Source organism: Pseudomonas sp. B26(2017) (assembly GCF_002113045.1).
In the GTDB taxonomy this organism is placed as follows: Bacteria; Pseudomonadota; Gammaproteobacteria; order Pseudomonadales; family Pseudomonadaceae; genus Aquipseudomonas.
The window spans coordinates 22,972-45,399 of sequence record NZ_NEJJ01000019.1 but is presented as its reverse complement, the minus strand read 5'-3'; the positions used below and the strand labels follow the sequence as shown (position 1 = coordinate 45,399).

Sequence of the window (22,428 nt, the reverse complement as noted above, 5' to 3'; positions counted from 1 at the left end):
GGCCCTGTCCAGGCCGTTTTCATTTGTGTATCAGTGTTTTGCCTCACACCTTGAAACGTAAGTGGAAGGTAAATTGCCGGTAAAGCTGCTTTGCTAAATCCCGGTCAGTGCTTATCGTTCAGCCTCCCGTAAAAGAAGCCCACGCGCCCAATGGTTAATCACTCCATGCAATCGTCTTCCCGAAACTCCCGTCGCTGGCTGTTGAGCCTGCTTGTCTTGCTGGTCATTGCCGGTCTGTGCTGGAAATTCTGGCCCGCCGGTTCGACCCAAAAGGAGGGCGGCGAGAAGGCGCAGGCCGGTCACACGGGGCGTTCCGGGATGATGCGGCCGGGCTTCGGCGGCGCGGCGGGGCCGATTCCGGTGCGCGTGGCGCCGGCGGTCACCGGGGACTTCCCGCTGTATTACAAGGCACTGGGCACGGTCACGGCGCTTAACACTATCAATGTGCGCAGCCGGGTCGGTGGCGAGCTGGTGAAGATCTATTTCGAGGAAGGGCAGATGGTCAAGGCCGGCGACCTGCTGGCGGAGATCGACCCGCGTCCGTACCAGAACGCCTTGCTCCAGGCTGAAGGCACCTTGCTGCAGAATCAGGCGCAGTTGAAGAACGCCCAGGTCGATGTCGAGCGTTATCGCGGTCTTTACAAGGAAGACAGCATCGCCAAGCAGACCCTGGATACCGCCGAAGCGCTGGTCGGCCAGTACCTCGGGACCGTGAAAACCAATCAGGCGGCGGTCAACGACGCCAAGCTCAATCTTGAATTCACCAAAATCCGCGCACCGATTGCCGGTCGCGTCGGCCTGCGTCAGCTCGACGTCGGCAACCTGGTGGCGGCGAACGACACGACTTCCCTGGCGGTGATCACCCAGACCCAGCCGATCAGCGTCGCCTTCACCCTGCCGGAAAACAGCCTGGAAACCGTGCTTGCCCGCTACCGCAGCGGCGCCAAGCTGCCCGCCGAAGCCTGGGATCGTGGCGACACCAAACTGCAAGCCACCGGTGTGCTGCAAAGCCTCGACAACCAGATTGACGTGACCACCGGCACCCTGAAATTCAAGGCTCGCTACGAGAACCGCGATCAGTCGCTGTTCCCCAACCAGTTCGTCAACATCCACCTGCTGGCAGACACCTTGAAAGGTGTGGTGCTGGCGCCCTCGGCGGCCATTCAGTTCGGCACCAATGGCACCTTCGTCTACGCGCTGGACGGCGACAAGAAAGTCACTATCCGCCAGTTGAAGATCGGTGCCAGCGACGGCGAAAACACCGTGATCACCGAAGGCCTCGCCGCTGGCGATCGCGTGGTGCTGGAAGGCACTGACCGCCTGAAGGAAGGCAGCGAAGTGGAAGTGGTCAACGACAGCAAGGACGTACCGACCACTCCGACCGAGCACCTGCAAGGCAAGTCGGCCGCGAACGCGCCTGACGCCACCGTCACCGACAAAGCCAAGAAGGGCGCATGAACATTTCGCGCCTGTTCATCCTCCGCCCGGTCGCCACCACACTGAGCATGCTGGCCATCGTGCTGGCCGGTCTGATTGCCTATCGCCTGCTGCCGGTGTCGGCGTTGCCGCAGGTCGATTACCCGACTATCCGGGTCATGACTCTTTATCCCGGCGCCAGTCCGGACGTAATGACCAGTGCCGTCACCGCGCCACTGGAACGTCAGTTCGGGCAGATGCCGGGTCTCACGCAAATGGCTTCGACCAGCTCCGGCGGTGCCTCGGTGCTGACCCTGCGTTTCAGCCTCGACATCAACATGGACGTCGCCGAACAGCAAGTGCAGGCCGCGATCAACGCCGCGACCAACCTGCTGCCGACCGACTTGCCGGCGCCGCCGGTGTACAACAAGGTCAACCCGGCGGACACCCCGGTGCTGACCCTGGCCATCACTTCGAAAACCATGTTGCTGCCCAAACTCAATGATCTGGTCGATACGCGCATGGCGCAGAAGATCGCCCAGATCAGCGGCGTCGGCATGGTCAGCATTGCCGGCGGTCAGCGTCAGGCGGTACGGATCAAGGTCAACCCCGAGGCGCTCGCCGCCAACGGCCTGAACCTGTCGGACGTGCGCACGCTGATCGGCGCGTCCAACGTCAACCAGCCCAAGGGCAACTTCGATGGCCCGACCCGGGTGTCGATGCTCGATGCCAACGACCAGCTGACCTCACCCAAGGATTACGCCAACCTGATCCTGGCCTACGCCAACGGCGCGCCATTGCGGCTCAAGGATGTCGCGCAGATCGTCGACGGCGCCGAAAACGAGCGTCTGGCGGCGTGGGCCAACCAGAATCAGGCGGTTCTGCTGAACATCCAGCGTCAGCCGGGCGCCAACGTGATCGAGGTGGTCGACCGGATCAAGGCGCTGCTGCCAAGCATCACCGACAACCTGCCGGCCGGTCTCGACGTTGTCGTGCTGACCGACCGCACCCAGACCATCCGCGCCTCCGTGACCGACGTGCAGCACGAATTGCTGATCGCCATCGCGCTGGTGGTGATGGTGACGTTCCTGTTCCTGCGACGGGCCAGCGCTACGATCATTCCGTCGGTGGCCGTGCCGTTGTCGCTGATCGGTACGTTCGGCGTGATGTACCTTGCCGGGTTCTCGGTCAACAACCTGACCTTGATGGCGCTGACCATCGCCACCGGTTTTGTGGTCGACGATGCGATCGTGATGCTGGAAAACATCGCGCGCTTCATCGAGGAGGGCGACAGCCCGATGCAGGCCGCGCTCAAGGGCGCGAAGCAGATCGGCTTCACCCTGATTTCCCTGACTCTGTCGCTGATCGCGGTACTGATTCCGCTGCTGTTCATGGCCGACGTAGTGGGGCGGTTGTTCCGCGAATTCGCCATCACCCTGGCGGTGGCGATCCTGATTTCCCTGGTCGTTTCGCTGACCCTGACGCCGATGATGTGCGCGCGTCTGCTCAAGCGTGAGCCGGAAGAACATGAACAGGGCCGCTTCTACCGTGCCAGCGGTGCGTTTATCGACTGGATGATTGCCGCTTACGGGCGCAAGTTGCAGTGGGTGCTCAAGCACCAGCCGCTGACCCTGCTGGTGGCCATCGGTACGCTGGCCCTGACCGTGTTCCTTTATATGGTGGTGCCCAAGGGCTTCTTCCCGGTGCAGGACACCGGGGTGATCCAGGGGATTTCCGAAGCGCCACAGTCGATTTCCTTTGCCGCCATGGGCGAGCGTCAGCAGGCGCTGGCCAAGGTGATTCTGGAAGATCCGGCGGTGGAAAGCCTGTCGTCCTACATCGGTGTCGACGGTGACAATGCCACGCTCAACAGCGGTCGGCTGCTGATCAACCTCAAGCCTCATGGCCAGCGTGATCTGACCGCCACCGAAGTGATTGCCCGCCTGCAACCGCAACTGGACAAACTGGTGGGCATCCGCCTGTTCATGCAGCCGGTGCAGGACCTGACCATTGAAGACCGCGTCAGCCGCACCCAGTACCAGTTCAGCATGTCGTCGCCGGATTCCGAACTGCTCAGCCTGTGGAGCGGGCGCCTGGTCGAGGCGCTGGCCCAGCGTCCGGAACTGACCGACGTTGCCAGTGACTTGCAGGACAAGGGCTTGCAGGTGTTCCTGGTGATCGACCGCGACGCCGCTTCCCGGCTGGGCGTGTCGGTATCGAACATCACCGATGCGTTGTACGACGCGTTTGGCCAGCGGCAGATTTCGACCATCTACACCCAGGCCAGCCAGTACCGTGTGGTGCTGCAGGCTCAGGCTGGAGAGAAGATCGGCCCGCAGGCGCTTGACCAGATTCACGTCAAGACCACCGATGGCGGGCAGGTGCGGTTGTCGAGTCTGGCCCACGTCGAGGAACGGCAGGCGCAACTGGCGATCACCCACATCGGCCAGTTCCCGGCGGTGATGATGTCGTTCAACCTCGCGCCGGGCGTGGCGCTGGGGCATGCGGTGGACATCATCGAGCAGGTGCAAAAGGACATCGGCATGCCGCTCGGCGTGCAGACCCAGTTCCAGGGCGCAGCCGAAGCGTTCCAGGCCTCGTTGTCGAGCACCTTGCTGCTGATTCTGGCGGCGGTGGTGACCATGTACATCGTGCTCGGGGTGCTTTACGAGAGCTACATTCATCCGATCACCATCCTGTCGACCTTGCCGTCGGCAGCGGTGGGGGCCTTGCTGGCGTTGCTGCTCAGTGGCAACGATCTGGGCATGATCGCGATCATCGGCATCATCCTGCTGATCGGTATCGTGAAGAAGAACGCGATCATGATGATCGACTTCGCCCTCGACGCCGAACGCACCCAGGGCATGGCGCCGGAGCAGGCGATCTATCAGGCGGCGCTGTTGCGCTTCCGGCCGATTCTGATGACTACGCTGGCGGCGCTGTTCGGTGCAGTGCCGTTGATGCTGGCCACCGGTTCCGGCGCTGAATTGCGTCAACCGCTGGGTCTGGTGATGGTCGGCGGGTTGCTGGTGAGTCAGGTACTGACGCTGTTCACCACCCCGGTGATCTACCTGTACTTCGATCGTCTCGGCCGGCGCTGGGGCCGTGCACCGTCGGCCGTGGAGCCGGTGGAACAGCCATGAACCTGTCCGGCCCTTTCATCAAGCGTCCGGTGGCGACCATGCTCCTGAGCCTGGCGATCATGCTGCTGGGCGGTGTGAGTTTCGGCCTGCTGCCGGTGTCGCCGCTGCCGCAAATGGACTTCCCGGTGATCGTCGTGCAGGCGAGCCTGCCCGGCGCCAGTCCGGAAGTCATGGCCTCCACGGTGGCCACGCCGCTGGAGCGCTCGTTCGGCGCCATCGCTGGCGTCAACACCATGAGCAGTCGCTCCAGCCAGGGCTCGACCCGGGTGATTCTGCAATTCGACCTCGACCGCGACATCAACGGCGCGGCGCGGGAAGTGCAGGCGGCGATCAACGCTTCGCGCAACCTGCTGCCGAGCGGGATGCGCAGCATGCCGACCTACAAGAAGGTCAACCCGTCGCAGGCACCGATCATGGTGTTGTCGCTGACCTCGGACGTGCTGGAAAAGGGTCAGCTCTACGACCTGGCCTCGACCATCCTGTCCCAGAGCCTGTCCCAGGTGCAGGGCGTCGGTGAAGTGCAGATCGGCGGCAGCTCGCTGCCGGCGGTGCGCATCGAACTCGAACCCCAGGCGCTGAACCAGTACGGCGTAGCGCTCGACGATGTGCGCAAGACCATCGCCGAATCCAACGTGCGCAGGCCCAAGGGCTCGGTCGAGGATGACCAGCGCCTGTGGCAGATTCAGGCCAACGACCAGTTGGAGAAAGCCAAGGATTACGAATCGCTGATCATCCACTACAACGGCGGCGCGGCCCTGCGTCTGAAAGACGTGGCCAAGGTCAGCGACGGCGTGGAAGACCGCTACAACAGCGGTTTCTTCAACGATGACGCGGCGGTGCTGCTGGTGATCAACCGCCAGGCCGGTGCCAACATCATCGAGACGGTCAACGAGATCAAGGCGCAGTTGCCGGCGTTGCAAGCGGTCTTGCCGGCCAGCGTCAAACTGAACCTGGCGATGGACCGTTCGCCGGTGATCAAGGCTACCCTGCATGAAGCGGAGATGACCCTGCTGATCGCCGTGGCACTGGTGATTCTGGTGGTGTTCCTGTTCCTCGGTAACTTCCGCGCGTCCCTGATTCCGACCTTGGCGGTGCCGGTGTCGCTGGTCGGCACCTTTGCAGTGATGTACCTCTACGGATTCTCGCTGAACAACCTGTCGCTGATGGCGCTGATTCTCGCCACCGGGCTGGTGGTGGACGACGCCATCGTGGTGCTGGAGAACATTTCCCGGCACATCGACGAAGGCGTAAAACCGATGAAGGCCGCCTACCTCGGGGCCAGGGAAGTCGGTTTTACCTTGCTGTCGATGAACGTCTCGCTGGTGGCGGTGTTCCTGTCGATCCTGTTCATGGGCGGGATCATCGAAAGCCTGTTCCGCGAATTCTCCATCACCCTGGCGGCGGCCATCGTGGTGTCGCTGGTGGTTTCGCTGACGCTGACCCCGATGCTCTGCGCCCGCTGGCTCAAACCCCACAAGCCGGGCGAGGAAAACCGCCTGCAACGCTGGAGCCGGCGCACCAACGACTGGATGGTCGGCAAATACGCCACCAGCCTCGACTGGGTGTTGCGTCACCGTCGCCTGACGTTGCTGAGCCTGATCATCACGGTCGGGGTGAACGTCGCCCTCTATGTCGTCGTGCCGAAAACCTTCATGCCGCAGCAGGACACCGGCCAGTTGATCGGTTTCGTGCGCGGTGACGATGGTCTGTCGTTCAGCGTGATGCAGCCGAAAATGGAGACCTTCCGCCGAGCGGTGCTCAAGGACGACGCGGTCGAGAGTGTTGCCGGGTTCATCGGTGGGACCAACGGCACCAACAACGCGTTCATGCTGGTACGCCTGAAGCCGATCAAGGAACGCAATATCTCGGCGCAAAAGGTCATCGAGCGCCTGCGCAAGGAAATGCCCAAAGTGCCCGGCGCACAACTGATGCTGATGGCCGACCAGGATCTGCAATTCGGCGGCGGCCGCGAGCAGACCACGTCGCAGTACAGCTACATCCTGCAAAGTGGTGATCTGGGCGCCTTGCGCGAGTGGTACCCGAAAGTGGTCACCGCGCTGCGAGCCTTGCCGGAACTGACGGCCATCGACGCCCGTGAAGGGCGCGGTGCGCAGCAGGTGACGTTGATCGTCGACCGCGATCAGGCCAAGCGCCTGGGGGTGGACATGAACATGGTCACCGCCGTGCTCAACAACGCCTACAGTCAGCGGCAGATTTCCACGATCTACGACAGCCTCAACCAGTATCAGGTGGTGATGGAGGTCAATCCGAAATATGCCCAGGATCCGGTGACGCTCAAGCAGGTTCAGGTGATCACTGCCGACGGTGCGCGGATTCCGTTGTCGACGTTCGCCCATTATGAAAACAGCCTGGAAGACGACCGGGTCAGCCACGAAGGCCAGTTCGCCTCCGAGAGCATTGCCTTCGACATGGCCGAAGGCGTGACGGTGGAGCAGGGCAGCGCCGCCATCGAGCGGGCGATTGCCAAGGTCGGCCTGCCGGAAGACGTGATCGCGAAAATGGCCGGCACCGCTGACGCTTTCGCCGCGACTCAGAAGAGTCAGCCGTTCATGATCCTCGGTGCGTTGCTGGCTGTGTACCTGGTGCTGGGCGTTTTGTATGAAAGCTACATTCACCCGCTGACAATCCTCTCGACGTTGCCGTCGGCCGGCGTCGGTGCGTTGCTGTCGATCTATGCGCTGGGCGGCGAGTTCAGCCTGATCTCGCTGCTCGGGCTGTTCCTGCTGATCGGCGTGGTGAAGAAGAATGCGATCCTGATGATCGACCTGGCGTTGCAACTGGAGCGTCATCAAGGCATGGCGCCGCTGGAGTCGATCCGCAGCGCCTGTCTGCAACGTTTGCGGCCGATCCTGATGACCACGCTGGCGGCGATCCTCGGCGCCTTGCCGTTGTTGCTCGGCCGGGCTGAAGGCGCCGAAATGCGCCAGCCGCTGGGCCTGACCATCATCGGCGGGCTGGTCTTCAGCCAGGTGCTGACCCTCTACACCACGCCTGTGGTTTACCTCTATCTCGACAAGCTGCGCCATCGTTTCAACAAATGGCGTGGCGTGCGCACCGATGCAGCTCTGGAAACTCCGCTATGACTGACCGTTCGCTTATCAATCTGGCTACCGTTCGCGGCTCGCGCCTGCTGAGCCTGTCTCTGTGCGTGGCGATGCTCAGTGCCTGCGCCGTCGGCCCGGACTACCAGCGCCCGCAGACCGCCGAAATCGCCCAGTACAAGGAAGCCGAAGGCTGGCGTCAGGCCAACCCGAGCGATTCCCTGGCGCGTGGTGCCTGGTGGGAGCTGTATGGCGACCGTCAGCTCAACGAGCTGATCGAGAAACTCAACAGCTCCAACCAGACCGTCGCCCAGTCCGAAGCCCAGTACCGTCAGGCCCAGGCCCTGGTGCGCAGCGCGCGGGGGGCGTTTTACCCGAGCGTCGATCTGAGCGCCGGCAAGACACGCTCCAGTCAGGGCACCGGCAGCAGCAGTTCGAGCCTTAGCAGTTCCGCCAGCGGGATTCGTGACACCTACAACGCGCAACTGGGCGTGAGTTGGGAAGCGGATGTCTGGGGCAAATTGCGTCGTGGCCTCGAAGCCAATGAAGCCAGTGCCCAGGCGAGCTACGCCGATCTGGCGGCGATGCGTTTGAGCCAGCAGTCGGAACTGGTGCAGAACTACCTGCAATTGCGGGTGATCGATCAGCAGAAACGCCTGCTTGAATCGACAGTCGCCGCTTACGAGCGCTCGCTGAAAATGACCATGAACCAGTACAACGCCGGGGTTTCCGGGCGCGATGCGGTGGCGCAGGCGCAGACCCAGTTGAAAACGGCCCAGGGCGATCTGGTGGACCTGGTCTGGCAACGGGCGCAGTTCGAAAACGCCATCGCGGTACTGACCGGCCAGCCGCCCGCCGAATTCAACATTGCCGAAACCCAGGACATTCCCAAGCTGCCGCAGATCCCGCTGAGCCTGCCGTCGCAATTGCTCGAACGCCGCCCGGACATTGCTTCGGCCGAGCGTTCAGTGATCGCCGCCAATGCCAACATCGGTGTGGCCAAGGCTGCGTACTACCCGGATTTCAGCCTGAGCTTGAGCGGCGGCTACAGCAGCAGTACCTCGCAGAACCTGATCAGCCTGCCGAACCGCTTCTGGTCGGTGGGGCCGAAAATGACCCTGCCGCTGTTCGACGGCGGCATCCGTTCGGCCGAAGTCGACCGCACCGAAGCGGTGTACGACCAGACCGTGGCCAAATACCGCCAGACCGTGCTCGACGGCTTCCGTGAAGTGGAAAACTACCTGGTGCAGTTGAAGGTGTACGAGGACGAAGCGGCGGTGCGCCAGGAAGCCCTTGACGCGGCACGAGACTCGTTGCGTCTGACCGAAAACCAGTACAAGGCTGGCGTAATCGCTTATCTGGATGTGGTGGTGGTGCAGGCGACTGCCCTGAGTAATGAACGCACTGTCCTGAATATTCTGCAGAACCGCTTGATCGCCAGCGTGCAGTTGATCGCGGCGCTGGGCGGTGGTTGGGACGGCCAGTTGGAAACCACTGATAACCGCTGACGTGAAGCAATGATCATTGATCGTTCCCACGCTCTGCGTGGGAATGCCTCCACGGACGCTCTGCGTCCTGCCTTGGAAGGGACGCGGAGCGTCCCGGGCTGCATTCCCACGCAAAGCGTTGGAACGATCAGAACCCTGAATCAGAGGCTTGTCAGACGATCAAACAAGCGTTTCATCGGGTTGATGGCTATTTGATAACTTTGTCAGTGAATTCTTTTACGCAATCAGTACAATCGGCGCATTTGGCCCCGCCGAGAACGGACGCAGTACAGCGGGGTGGTCACGAGAATTTTCATGCTCATCGGTAGCTATTCCTTCACGCTGGTTTTCATTTCGCTGTGTGTGGCGATCCTTGCTTCCTATACCGCGCTCGATCTCACCGGGCGCATTGCCACTGCCAAGGGCCGCGCCGTGCATTTATGGACGGCCGGCGGGGCGTTTGCCATGGGCATCGGCGTCTGGTCGATGCACTTCATTGGCATGCTGGCGTTCAAGCTGCCGATCAGTCTCGGTTACGACATTTCGATCACGGCGCTTTCATTGCTGATCGCCGTGCTGTCCTGCGGATTCGCCCTGTGGCTGGTCAGCCAGCCGAAACTGCCGGCCTGGCAACTGGCCTTTGGTGCGCTGATCATGGGCGCCGGCATCAGCGCCATGCATTACACCGGCATGGCCGCGATGCGCATGCAACCGGGCATCGACTACGATCCGACGCTGTTCGGCGCCTCGTTGCTGATCGCGGTCGGTGCGTCGGCCGCAGCGCTGTGGATCGCCTTTCGTCTGCGTCAGCATTCGCCTTACGTGCGACTGTTCCGTGCCGGGGCGGCGATTGTCATGGGCGTGGCGATTGTCGGCATGCATTACACCGGCATGGCCGCGGCGCGGTTTCCTGACGGCAGTTTCTGCGGTGCGGCACTCAGCGGCCTGAACGGCAATGGCCTCGACAATCTGGTGTTGATCACCACGCTGGCGGTGCTGGCCATCGCGCTGCTGACCTCGATTCTCGACGCCCGCCTTGAAGCCCGCACCGCCGATCTGGCCCATTCGTTGACCGTGGCCAACCGCGAACTCACCCAACTGGCGCTGCACGACACCCTGACCGGCCTGCCCAACCGCATGCTGCTGGATGACCGGATCAATCAGGCGATGAAAAAGGTCAACGAGCAGGGCGGTTGCTTTGCTTTGATGTTCATCGATCTGGACGGCTTCAAACCGGTCAACGACGCTTTTGGCCATCACATGGGCGACCAGTTGCTGCGCGAAGTGGCGGTGCGTCTGCGTGAAGACTTGCGCAGTCTGGATACCCTGGCGCGGATCGGCGGCGATGAATTTGTCCTGCTGGTGCGCCTGACCGAACCCAATGATGCGCTGGGGCTGGCGGCCCGTCAGGTCGGCCTGATCGCGCAATCGTTCCGGGTCGCCGAACATGACCTGCAGATTTCCGCCAGCGTCGGCATCGCGCTGTACCCGGGCAACGGCCAGAACGCCCAGGAACTGCTGATGAACGCCGACGCCGCGATGTACCACGCCAAGGGCGGCGGCAAGAACGGTTACAGCTTCTTCGACGCCTCGATGAACAGCAACGCGCGCAAGCAATTGCAACTGCTGCAAGATCTGCGCGCTGCACTGGAACACGGCGAGTTCAGCCTGCATTACCAACCCAAATTCCATGCGGCAGACGGTCGTCCGGTCGGTGCCGAGGCGCTGTTGCGCTGGGAACATCCGACCCACGGCATGCTGATGCCGGACAAGTTCATCGATCTGGCAGAGAAGACCGGGCTGATCATTCCGATTGGCGAATGGGTGCTCAACGAAGCCTGCCGGCAGATGCGCGAGTGGTACGTGCTGGGCTACACCGACTGGCGGATCGCGGTGAACCTGTCGGCTTTGCAGTTCTGCCACTCGGGGCTGGTGCGCAGCGTGGCCAAGGCCTTGGCCACTCATCATCTGCCGGCCAACAGCCTGACCCTGGAAATCACCGAAACCACTGCCATGAGCGACGCCGACGCGAGCATGACGGTGTTGCAGGAGCTGGCCGATATGGGCGTCGACCTGTCCATCGACGACTTTGGCACCGGTTATTCAAGCCTGATGTACCTCAAGCGTTTACCGGCCAATGAGCTGAAGATTGATCGCGGTTTCGTCCGCGATCTGGAGCACGACAGTGATGACGCGGCCATCGTTTCGGCGATCGTCGCCCTCGGTCAGGCGCTGGGCCTGCGCATCGTTGCTGAAGGTGTAGAAACCGATTCGCAACAGGACTTCCTGACGCAACTGGGCTGCGATTCGCTGCAAGGTTATCTGCTCGGTCACCCGATGCCGGCCGATCGCTTCCTGCAGGACATCGTGCGCGGCAAACAATTGGCGGTGAGTTGAGCCGCTAATCGCAGGTCATGCAAAAGCCGGCAATGGCGGTTATTCTTGCCCCGACTGTTACGTGTGCATCGGGGGAAAGGCCAGCATGGATAAAGTCATTGTGATCACTGGCGGCGGTCGTGGAATCGGCGCCGCCACTGCTTTGTTGGCTGCCGAGCAAGGCTATCGGATCTGCATCAATTACCAGACTGACGAACAGGCGGCTCACCAGGTGCTCGACCAGGTGCGCGAGCGCGGCGCCACGGCCATCGCCGTGCGCGCCGATGTCAGTATCGAAGACGAAGTGGTCGCACTGTTCAACCGGGTCGACAGCGAACTGGGCCGCGTCACCGCCCTGGTGAACAATGCCGGCACCGTGGGACACAAGTCCCGGGTCGACGAAATGTCCGAATTCCGCATCCTCAAAATCATGAAAACCAATGTGCTGGCGCCGATCCTCTGCGCCAAGCACGCAATCCTGCGCATGTCGCCCAAACACGGCGGGCAGGGCGGCAGCATCGTCAACGTCTCCTCGGTCGCCGCCCGGCTGGGTTCGCCTAACGAATACGTCGATTACGCAGCGTCCAAAGGTGCGCTGGATACGTTCACCATCGGCCTGTCCAAGGAAGTGGCGGGCGAGGGGATTCGGGTCAATGCGGTGCGTCCGGGCTACATCTATACCGATTTCCACGCCTTGAGCGGCGACCCGGATCGGGTCAGCAAGCTGGAGTCGGCGATTCCGATGGCGCGGGGCGGGCGGCCGGATGAAGTGGCGGAAGCGATTGTGTGGTTGCTGTCGGACAAGGCTTCGTATGCCACCGGGACCTTTGTCGACCTCGGCGGCGGGCGCTAAAACCCTACCGATCGTTCCCACGCTCTGCGTGGGAATGTAGCCCGGGACGCTCCGCGTCCCTTCCAGAGCTGGAACGCGGAGCGTCCCTTGAGGCGTTCCCACGCAGAGCGTGGGAACGATCAGCGGTAACTCAAAATGACCGCACAATCCGTCCCAGCGTCTCCATCGCCTTCTCCGCATCCTCGGTCCACGGGCTGCCGTAGTTCAATCGAATGCAATTGCGAAAGCGCTGAGTCGGCGAAAATATCGGCCCCGGCGCGATGCTGATCCCCTGCGCCAACGCCATCTGAAACAACTTCAACGAATCCATCTGCGGTGGCAGTTCCAGCCACAGGAAGTAGCCGCCAGCCGGTTGGCTCACGCGCGTCTGCGCCGGGAAGTAGCGGGCAATGGCCGCGAGCATCGCGCTTTGCTGCTCTTCCAGGGCGTAGCGCAGTTTGCGCAGGTGGCGGTCGTAGCCGCCGTGTTGCAGGTAGTCGGCGATAGCCGCTTGCGCGGGCATCGAGGCGCATAGCGAGGTCATCAGCTTCAGTCGTTCGATTTTCTGTGCGTAGCGCCCGGCGGCGACCCAGCCGATGCGGTAGCCGGGAGCCAGGCTCTTGGCGAACGAGCCGCAATGCATCACCAGACCTTCGGTGTCGAAGGCCTTGGCCGGTTTCGGCGCCTGCTGGCCGTAATAGAGTTCGGCGTAGACGTCGTCTTCGATCAGTGGCACCTGATGCTGCTTCAACAGCTCCACCAGTTCCTGTTTCTTGGCCTCGGGCATGGTTGCGCCCATCGGGTTCTGGAAACTGGTCATGCACCAGCAGGCCTTGATCGGGTGCCGCTCCAGCGTTTGGGCGAGCACGCCGAGGTCGATGCCGTCGCGCGGGTGCACGGGGATTTCCACGGCTTTGAGTTTCAGCCGCTCCAGCACTTGCAGGCTGGCGTAAAACGCCGGGGCTTCGATGGCCACCAGATCGCCGGGTTCGGTGACCGCTTGCAGGCACAGGTTCAGCGCTTCGAGGGCGCCGTTGGTGATCAGCAATTCTTCCATCGGCAGCATCAGGCCGCCGACCATGTAGCGCAGGGCAATCTGCCGACGCAATTGCGGATTACCCGGCGACATGTCGGTGACCACCATGCGCGGATCCATTTCCCGCGCAGCACTGGCCAGTGAACGGGACAGGCGTTGCAGCGGGAACAGGGTCGGGCTGGGGAACGCCGAGCCGAACGGCACGGTGCTGGGGTCCTTGATCGACTCAAGCACCGAGAACACCAGTTCGCTGACGTCGACCTTGGTGGACTCGTTGACCTGGCTGCTGATCACCGGCTCCGAGAACGGGCTCGGGGCGTGGGTGTTGACGAAGTAGCCGGAACGCGGGCGGGCACGGATCAGGCCGCGGCGTTCCAGCAGGTAATAGGCCTGGAACACGGTGGACGGACTGACGCCGTAGGTCTGACTTGCGTAGCGCACCGACGGCACCCGCTGGCCGGGGCCGAGGACGCCGGAGCGGATCAGTTCAGCGATGTCGTCGGCGAATTTTTCGTAGCGTTTCATCTTGGGTCCGGATTGATTTCTTTCTGGAAGACCGTGTCGCCTTCATTCGCGAGCAAGCTCGCTCCCACAGTTGACCGTATTCCTCTGTGGGAGCGAGCTTGCTCGCGAATGGCCGCGCCGCAGTCTAAGGGATCATCGATTCATCGGCGCAACAAACCGGCTCTTCGCCACGCTATAAATCTCTGGCTCATCATTGTCGGCAATCCTGAAGCTCAAGGTCTGCGAGCTGCTGGCCGCACGTTCGGCAGTCATCGCCACCGACACCGGCACATCGACAATCTCGCCCGGCGCCAGGCTCAGTTGGGTCTTGCCTTGCAGCTGGAAGCCATCACCGTCCTCCAGGCTCAGGTTGTAGTCCTGGCGCTGCTGGGTCTTGTTGATGACCTTTAGTGTGTAGATGTTTTCGATCTGCCCCTGACCATTCTCGCGGAACAGGCCACGGTCCTTGGTCACGTCCAGCGACACCATTGGCCGTTCGACCAATGCCAGGGCGAGTGCGCCGATCATCACGACCAGTACTGCAACGTAGCCGATCAGTCGCGGACGCAGCAGATGCGTCTTGCCACCCTGCAATTCGCGTTCGGAGGTATAGCGGATCAAGCCACGGGCGTAATTCATCTTGTCCATGATCGAATCGCAGGCGTCGATGCACGCCGCGCAGCCGATGCATTCCATTTGCAGGCCGTCGCGGATGTCGATGCCGGTCGGGCAGACCTGTACGCACAGCTGGCAATCGATGCAATCGCCGAGCCCGGCTTCGGCGGGTTTCACGTCGCGTTTGCGCGGGCCGCGGTTTTCGCCTCGGGCGGCGTCGTAGGAAATCGCCAGAGTGTCCTTGTCGAACATCACGCTCTGAAACCGCGCATACGGGCACATGTGCATGCATACCGCTTCGCGCAGCCAGCCGGCATTGATGTAGGTGGCGGCGGTGAAGAACAGCAACCAGAACAGGCTGACGCCGCCGATCCGCAGGGTCAGCAATTCTTCGGCCAGTGGCCGGATCGGGGTGAAATAGCCGACAAAGGTCAGGCCGGTCAGCACACTGATCGCCAGCCACAACGTGTGCTTGGCCGCGCGCCGGGCGAGTTTGTTCAGGCTCCAGGGCGCCGCTTGCAGCTTGATGCGCTGGTTGCGTTCGCCTTCGGTGATTTTTTCGCACCACATGAAGATCCATGTCCACGAACTCTGCGGGCAGGTGTAACCACACCAGACCCGGCCGGCGAACACAGTAATGGCGAACAGGCCGAACGCGGCGATGATCAGCAGCGCCGAAAGCAGAATGAAATCCTGTGGCCAGAAGGTTGCGCCAAAGATGTGGAATTTGCTTTCGGAAAGGTCCCAGAGCACTGCCTGACGACCGCCCCAGTTCAGCCATACGGTGCCGAAGAACAGCAGGAACAGAAATCCCGCACCGCTCATGCGCAAGGTGCGGAACAGGCCGGTGAAGCTGCGGGTGAAAATCTGGTTATCGCTGGTGGCGTGCTTCGCCTTCATTGGGCGCGCCGGTACTGTTTTTATCTGGGGAGATGCTTCTACGGTTCGGACGGGGATTCGTTCGCTCATGGTCGTTCGCTCATCAGCCTCCATCAGGCCGGGGAACTATGAGCGCCGATCTGTTTGCATAACAGACTCAGGTATTTCAATAAAAAGCGTATCAGATGGCTTTTTCAGGCATGCCTGCGACAACTTGAAGCAGCACGCCGGCCAGGGCGCAGATGCCTATCCCAGACGTCTGCGCCGGTCGTTGATCAAGGTCAGTCAAATCACCGAATCACTGTCGTCGGCCTTCAGGTGTTTGCGTCCATCGCTGGCACCTGCCACGGTCAATGCATCCGCTTCGGCTTCGGTGACGTAGATGCGCCGGCCGTCCACTTCGACGAACGACATGGATTTTTCGCTATCTGTCCTGACTTCCAGGGTGTCGCAGATCCGGATTTCCTCACCATTTTCAACGGTGAAAAAACACACTTTCGATTCCGGATTGCTGTCATCGATACGCAGGGGCATGGGCCAGTCCTTTTTCACAGGGGATCTGAAGGGTTAGGGCCTACGCTGCGCCGATCGTTCTACGCAACCGATTAATGGTCGCCGCTGTCCACCTTTTATCGCCTCTTTACAAGGACTGCAGGATGAACGCCTGGTGGCATGAAGTGTGGGAAACCCTGCAAGCGGAATTCGCCGACATCGGCGATGCATCGCAGCTGACGCGGATCACCGTGCGCCTGCTCATGGCGGCGCTATTGGGCGGGATTCTCGGGTTCGAGCGCGAGCACAAGGGCAAGGCCGCCGGGGTGCGAACGCACATGCTGGTGGCCCTCGGCGCGGCGTTGTTTGTGCTGGTGCCGCAATTGTCCGGGTCTCAGGCCGATGCCATGAGCCGGGTGGTGCAAGGGGTAATCGCCGGCATCGGCTTTCTCGGCGCCGGGACCATCCTGAAGAATCACGAAGGCGACGAAGGCCACGTCAAGGGTCTGACCACCGCCGCGGGTTTGTGGATGACCGCCGCCATCGGCGTCGCGGCCGGGTTGGGCCGCGAGGCGACGGCGGTGTTCAGTACGTTGCTGGCGCTGGGGATCTTCAGTGTCATGCCGCGGATCGTCAGCGTGTTCGAGAAGGATCAGCCGGATAAGGACCGCATCGAGAAGGATCACAGCGATCCTCGCTGATCAGACAATCACCGGCGGCATGGTCGTCGGCGGTTCCTCCTTGGGCGGTGGCGTGGTGCCAGGGGGGTCCTGTTCGGGGATCGGTTGCGGTTCGGTCTCGGGCAGGACCGGTTTGTCGATATTCGGGTCAGGTGTTTCGGCCGGAATCGGAATAGTCATCGGGTAAACCTCCGTGTGGCACTTGGCGTAGGAAGTGCTTAAGTGGATTGACCACTGCACTGCGAAATCGATCCGATTTTGTGGCGGGGCAAATCTCTGTGAACTTTTCCCGGCGATGGCCGCTCGGAACCTGAGAGATTTCATCACCGGGCGCAGGCCCGGCCGTGACCGCCAAACAGGCAAACGAGCGTCCTTGGGGCGTTAAGGAGAGATGCTCAATGACTGCTGAAAAACCCTCCGAACTGAGCTACAACCCGCACATCCCGCTGTCGCAGGCGCTGTTGCTGCCGCGCATCGTCATTGAAAACACCGCACCGACCCTCGACGGTGGACAGTTTGCCGTCAAGGCGATCGCCGGTCGCGAGATCGTGGTCACCAGCAAGGTGTTCGCCGACGGTCACGACAAACTCGCAGTGCGCATCCGCTGGCGCGAAGAGGGCGATGAGACCTGGCAGACCGAAGTCATGAGCGATCAGGGCAATAACGGCTGGCGCGGTGTGTTTCAGCCGCAGCGCATGGGCCGTTATCTGTTCCTTATCGAAGCGTGGATCGACCAGTTCGCCAGTTTTCAGTACGAACTGGAGAAAAAACACACCGCCGCCGTCCCGGTCAGTCTCGAGTTGCAAGAGGGGCGGAACATGGTGCAGCAGGCCGCCGAGCGCAGCGAAGGGCAGCTCAGCGAACAGCTGGCCGGCCTGCACCACGAATTGTCCGGCCTGCTCGAAACCGAGCAGGTCGCGTTGTTTCTGCACTCGCGCAGTGCGCAACTGATGGCCGAGGCCGATCATCGCGCCTACTTGAGCCTCAGCCCGGAATTTCCGGTGGACGTCGAGCGCGAACTGGCGGAATTCGCCAGTTGGTATGAACTGTTTCCCCGCTCGATCACCGACGATCCCGCTCGCCACGGCACTTTCAATGACGTGCATTCGCGGTTGCCGATGATTCAGGACATGGGCTTCGACGTGCTGTACTTCACGCCGATCCACCCGATTGGCCGCAGTCATCGCAAGGGCCGCAACAATTCCCTGACCGCCGGCCCGGATGATCCCGGCAGCCCGTATGCGATCGGCAGCGAGGAGGGCGGCCACGAAGCGATTCACTCGCAACTCGGTACCCGCGAAGACTTCCGTCGGCTGGTGGCTGCTGCCGCTGACCATGGTCTGGAGATCGCCCTCGATTTCGCCATCCAGTGTTCCCAGGATCACCCGTGGCTCAAACAGCATCCGGGCTGGTTCAACTGGCGGCCGGACGGCACGATCAAATACGCGGAGAACCCGCCAAAGAAATATCAGGACATCGTCAACGTCGACTTTTATGCGCCGGAAGCGATTCCGAGCCTGTGGGTCGAGTTGCGCGACATCGTGGTCGGCTGGGTGCAGGAGGGCGTGAAGATCTTTCGCGTGGACAACCCGCACACCAAACCGCTGCCGTTCTGGCAATGGTTGATCGCCGATGTGCGCACGCTGTACCCGGAAGTGATCTTCCTCGCTGAAGCCTTCACCACCCCGGCGATGATGGCGCGGCTGGGCAAGGTCGGTTACACCCAGAGCTACACCTATTTCACCTGGCGCAACACCAAGACCGAACTGGCGACCTACTTCAGCGAACTCAATGAATCGCCGTGGCGCGAGTGCTACCGGCCGAACTTCTTCGTCAACACCCCGGACATCAACCCGGCGTTCCTGCATGAATCGGGGCGTCCCGGATTTTTGATTCGCGCGGCGCTGGCGACCATGGGCTCGGGCCTGTGGGGCATGTATTCGGGGTTTGAGCTGTGTGAATCGGCGCCGGTGCCCGGCAAGGAGGAATACCTCGATTCCGAGAAGTACGAGATCCGTGTCCGCGACTTCAACCAGCCCGGCAACATCATTGCCGAGATCGCCCAGCTCAACCGCATCCGCCGCCAGAACCCGGCGTTGCACAGCCATCTGGGCCTGAAGATCTACAACGCCTGGAACGACAACATTCTGTATTTCGGCAAGCGCAGCGCGGACGGCAGCAACTTCATTCTGGTGGCCGTCAGCCTCGATCCGCATAACGTTCAGGAAGCGAATTTCGAGTTGCCGCTGTGGGAAATGGGCCTGCCGGACGATGCCATCACCCACGGCGAAGACCTGATGAACGGCCATCGCTGGGACTGGTACGGCAAATACCAGTTCATGCGGATCGACCCGGCGTATCAACCGTTCGGAATCTGGCGCATTACTTCTTCCTGATGATGATCGTTCCCACGTCGAGGCGTCGAACCGTCCGCGTGGGAATGCATCCCGGGACGCTCCGCGTCCCAGCGGTGGACGCAGAGCGTCCAAGGCGGCATTCCCACGCAGAGCGTGGGAACGATCAGTAGCAGCTTCGGCTTCAATGAATTCAACAGGAGTTTCACATGGCGAAGAAACCCAAGGCAGCCACCTTCATCAAGGACCCGCTCTGGTACAAGGACGCGGTGATTTATCAAGTTCACGTCAAATCCTTTTTCGATTCGAATAACGACGGAATCGGCGACTTTCCCGGCCTGATCGCCAAACTCGATTACATCGCCGAACTCGGCGTCAACACCATCTGGCTATTGCCGTTCTATCCCTCGCCACGCCGTGACGACGGTTACGACATTGCCGAATACCGTGGCGTGCACAGCGATTACGGGACGATGGCCGATGCCAAACGGTTCATTGCCGAGGCACACAAGCGTGGCTTGCGGGTGATTACCGAGCTGGTCATCAACCACACCTCCGATCAGCACCCGTGGTTCCAGCGGGCGCGCAAGGCCAAGCCCGGATCGGCGGCGCGCGACTTTTATGTGTGGTCGGATGACGACCAGAAGTACGACGGCACGCGGATCATTTTTCTCGACACCGAAAAGTCCAACTGGACCTGGGACCCGGTCGCCGGCCAGTACTTCTGGCACCGTTTCTATTCGCACCAGCCGGACCTGAACTTCGACAACCCGCAAGTCATGAAAGCGGTGCTCTCGGTGATGCGTTACTGGCTGGACATGGGCATCGACGGCCTGCGCCTGGACGCGATTCCGTACCTGATCGAACGTGACGGCACCAACAACGAAAACCTCCCGGAAACTCACGACGTCCTCAAGCAGATCCGCGCCGAAATCGACGCCAATTATCCGGATCGCATGCTGCTGGCCGAGGCCAATCAATGGCCGGAAGACACCCAGCTGTACTTCGGTGATACCGACGCCGAGGGCGTGAATGGCGATGAATGCCACATGGCGTTTCACTTCCCGCTGATGCCGCGCATGTACATGGCGCTGGCCCAGGAAGATCGCTTTCCGATCACCGACATCCTGCGCCAGACTCCGGAGATCCCGGCCAACTGCCAATGGGCGATCTTCCTGCGCAACCACGATGAACTGACGCTGGAGATGGTCACCGACAAGGAACGCGACTACCTCTGGAACTACTACGCCGCCGACCGCCGCGCACGGATCAACCTCGGCATTCGCCGACGCCTGGCGCCGCTGATGGAGCGCGACCGTCGTCGCATCGAGCTGCTCAACAGCCTGCTGCTGTCGATGCCCGGCACGCCGACCCTGTATTACGGCGATGAAATCGGCATGGGCGACAACATCTATCTGGGCGATCGCGACGGCGTGCGCACGCCGATGCAATGGTCGATCGACCGCAATGGCGGCTTCTCCCGCGCCGATCCGGCCAGCCTGGTGCTGCCGCCGATCATGGACCCGCAATACGGTTACCAGTCGGTCAACGTCGAAACCCAGGCCGGCGATCCACACTCGTTGCTGAACTGGACTCGCCGCCTGCTGGCGGTGCGCAAGCAATCCAAGGCATTCGGGCGCGGCACGCTGAAAATGCTCTCGCCGGCCAATCGTCGCGTCCTGGCCTACACCCGCGAATACACCGGGCCGGACGGCAAGCATGAAATCATCCTGTGCGTGGCCAACGTGTCGCGCAGCGCGCAAGCGGTGGAACTGGACTTGTCGGCCTACGTCGGCATGGTGCCGGTGGAAATGCTGGGCGGTAACGCATTTCCGCCCATCGGCCAGCTCAACTTTCTGCTGACCCTGGCGCCTTACGGCTTCTACTGGTTTGGCCTGGCGGCGGAAAACCAGATGCCGAGCTGGCACGTTGAGCCCGCGCAGAGCCTGCCGGACTTCACCACGCTGGTGCTGAAAAAACGCATGGAGGAACTGCTGGAGGCGCCGTCCCGCGCCACCCTCGAACAGGGCATCCTGCCAAACTGGCTGCAAAACCGCCGCTGGTTCGCCGGCAAGGATGCCGCCATCGACCAGGTGAAACTGGCCTACGGCGTGCGTTTCGGCGACGCACAGCATCCGGTGTTGCTCAGCGAAATCGAAGTGCACAGTGACGGGCAGACCAGCCGTTATCAGCTGCCTTTCGGGTTCATTTCGGAAGATCAGGTCGGGCCGGCGTTGCCCCAGCAACTGGCCTTGGCGCGAGTGCGCCGAGTGCGTCAGGTCGGGTTGATCACTGACGCCTTCAGCCTTGAAGCGTTTATTCGCGCGGTTCTGCAAGGCATGCAGAGCGGCACGGTGCTGGAATCCAGCGATGGCGAGATCCGTTTCGAAGCAACGCCGCAACTGGAAAAACTCGGCCTGGACGCGGAATCCGAAGTGCGCTATCTGTCCGCCGAGCAATCCAACAGTTCGGTGGTGATCGGCGGCAGTCTGGTACTGAAGCTGATCCGCAAAGTCGCTTCCGGCGTACACCCGGAGCTGGAGATGAGCGCTTACCTGACCGATGCCGGATTTGCCAATATCTCCCCGCTGCTCGGTTCGGTGATTCGCCGCGGCGCCGATGGTGAAGACAACCTGCTGATGATTGCGCAAGGCTATTTGAGCAATCAGGGCGATGCCTGGGAATGGACGCAGAACAACCTCGAACGGGCGCTGCGCGATGAGCTGGCGGACGCCGTGTCCGAGCAGGCGCAGCATTACAACGCCTTGGGTGAACTGAAGGATTTCGCCGGCATGCTCGGCCAGCGTCTGGGGGAAATGCATCAGGTGCTGGCGGCGCCGAGCGACAACCAGGACTTCGCACCGCAACTCAGTTCGGCCAAGGATGCACAGGCGACCGGCAAGGATGTCGGAGCTCAGGTCGAGCGCGCGTTGCAGCTGCTCAAACAGCATCAGGGCGAACTCGACGGGGCGGATCAGAAGCTTGTTGCCCGGTTGCTCGACAACAAGAAAACCATTCTTGCCCACGTGCAGGAACTGGCGAAGCAATCTGCCGGCGGCTTGCGCATTCGTGTGCACGGCGACCTGCATTTGGGGCAAGTGCTGGTGATCAAGGGCGACGCGTACCTGATCGATTTCGAAGGCGAACCGGCGCGACCACTGGCCGAACGCCGAGGCAAGCACAGTCCGTACAAGGACGTCAGTGGTGTGCTGCGCTCCTTCGATTACGCGGCCGCCATGGCGCTGAATGTGCACAACGTCGACAACAGCCCCGAGGCCGAAGCCGCGCGTCGGCGGGTCACGGAGCGTTACCTGCGTGAAGCCCGGGAAGCATTTCTCCAGGCATATCGCCAAGCGGCAGCTAGTCTTGATCATGCCTGGCAAGATCCTGAAGGTGCCAACGCCGCACTGGCGTTGTTCGGTCTGGAGAAAGCGGCCTACGAAGTGGCCTATGAAGCCGAAAATCGCCCCACCTGGCTGCCCGTGCCGCTGCACGGTCTGTATGGGTTATTGACGGGGCTCAAACCCTTTTCCGATCTTGGTGGAGAGTAGT

At 61.7% G+C, this 22,428-nt stretch carries 13 protein-coding genes; 9 read left to right on the top strand and 4 right to left on the bottom strand.

The annotated features are described in order from the left end of the window. The first annotated feature begins 150 nt into the window (after nt 1–150). From CAF79_RS24520 to CAF79_RS24495, 6 genes are all read left to right on the top strand, one after another. On the top strand, nt 151–1,458 hold the full coding sequence (locus CAF79_RS24520) for an MdtA/MuxA family multidrug efflux RND transporter periplasmic adaptor subunit (RefSeq protein WP_085700704.1): 1,308 nt from the start codon (nt 151–153) through the stop codon (nt 1,456–1,458). Then, nucleotides 1,455–4,559 carry an MdtB/MuxB family multidrug efflux RND transporter permease subunit gene (locus tag CAF79_RS24515; protein ID WP_085700703.1) on the top strand — a complete coding sequence of 1,035 codons (3,105 nt, stop codon included), beginning with the start codon at nt 1,455–1,457 and terminating at the stop codon, nt 4,557–4,559. The genes CAF79_RS24520 and CAF79_RS24515 overlap by 4 nt, the downstream gene beginning before the upstream one ends. Next, nucleotides 4,556–7,663, top strand: coding sequence for an efflux RND transporter permease subunit (locus tag CAF79_RS24510; protein ID WP_085700702.1), 3,108 nt, complete (start codon nt 4,556–4,558; stop codon nt 7,661–7,663). The genes CAF79_RS24515 and CAF79_RS24510 overlap by 4 nt, the downstream gene beginning before the upstream one ends. Beyond that, the gene (locus CAF79_RS24505; RefSeq protein ID WP_085700701.1) at nt 7,660–9,129 is read left to right on the top strand and encodes an efflux transporter outer membrane subunit; all 1,470 of its coding nucleotides are present in this window, start codon (nt 7,660–7,662) and stop codon (nt 9,127–9,129) included. Before CAF79_RS24510 ends, CAF79_RS24505 begins: the two co-directional genes overlap by 4 nt. A 294-nt stretch (nt 9,130–9,423) precedes the next feature. Continuing rightward, nucleotides 9,424–11,505 (top strand): bifunctional diguanylate cyclase/phosphodiesterase, encoded by a 2,082-nt coding sequence (locus CAF79_RS24500; protein ID WP_085700700.1) that lies wholly within the window; start codon nt 9,424–9,426, stop codon nt 11,503–11,505. A gap of 85 nt (nt 11,506–11,590) precedes the next feature. After that, nucleotides 11,591–12,337 (top strand): SDR family oxidoreductase, encoded by a 747-nt coding sequence (locus CAF79_RS24495; protein WP_085700699.1) that lies wholly within the window; start codon nt 11,591–11,593, stop codon nt 12,335–12,337. A 130-nt stretch (nt 12,338–12,467) separates the two neighbouring features. Here the strand turns inward: CAF79_RS24495 and mapR are convergent, their stop codons facing one another. The 3 genes from mapR to CAF79_RS24480 form a co-directional block, all read right to left on the bottom strand. Beyond that, nucleotides 12,468–13,877, bottom strand: coding sequence for a GntR family transcriptional regulator MpaR (mapR, locus tag CAF79_RS24490; RefSeq protein WP_039772397.1), 1,410 nt, complete (start codon nt 13,875–13,877; stop codon nt 12,468–12,470). Between the two features lie 132 nt (nt 13,878–14,009). After that, nucleotides 14,010–15,440: a cytochrome c oxidase accessory protein CcoG gene (gene ccoG, locus CAF79_RS24485; RefSeq protein WP_085700698.1), complete on the bottom strand. Its 1,431-nt coding sequence runs from the start codon at nt 15,438–15,440 to the stop codon at nt 14,010–14,012. Nucleotides 15,441–15,635: 195 nt separating this feature from the next. Further along, a complete protein-coding gene (locus CAF79_RS24480) occupies nt 15,636–15,884 on the bottom strand; it encodes a DUF3203 family protein (protein WP_085700697.1) in 249 nt (82 codons plus the stop codon). A gap of 122 nt (nt 15,885–16,006) precedes the next feature. On the opposite strand from CAF79_RS24480, the gene CAF79_RS24475 reads away from it, so the two are divergent. Beyond that, nucleotides 16,007–16,543 (top strand): MgtC/SapB family protein, encoded by a 537-nt coding sequence (locus CAF79_RS24475; RefSeq protein ID WP_085700696.1) that lies wholly within the window; start codon nt 16,007–16,009, stop codon nt 16,541–16,543. Here the strand turns inward: CAF79_RS24475 and CAF79_RS29230 are convergent, their stop codons facing one another. Beyond that, entirely contained in the window at nt 16,544–16,702 is a 159-nt protein-coding gene (locus CAF79_RS29230; protein WP_170929785.1) for a hypothetical protein, read from the bottom strand. A gap of 218 nt (nt 16,703–16,920) precedes the next feature. Between CAF79_RS29230 and CAF79_RS24470 the strand changes: the two genes are divergently transcribed. After that, nucleotides 16,921–18,918, top strand: coding sequence for an alpha-1,4-glucan--maltose-1-phosphate maltosyltransferase (locus CAF79_RS24470; RefSeq protein ID WP_085700695.1), 1,998 nt, complete (start codon nt 16,921–16,923; stop codon nt 18,916–18,918). A 167-nt stretch (nt 18,919–19,085) separates the two neighbouring features. After that, nucleotides 19,086–22,427, top strand: a complete 3,342-nt coding sequence (treS, locus tag CAF79_RS24460; protein ID WP_085700693.1) for a maltose alpha-D-glucosyltransferase — start codon at nt 19,086–19,088, stop codon at nt 22,425–22,427. The last annotated feature ends 1 nt before the right edge of the window (nt 22,428 follow it).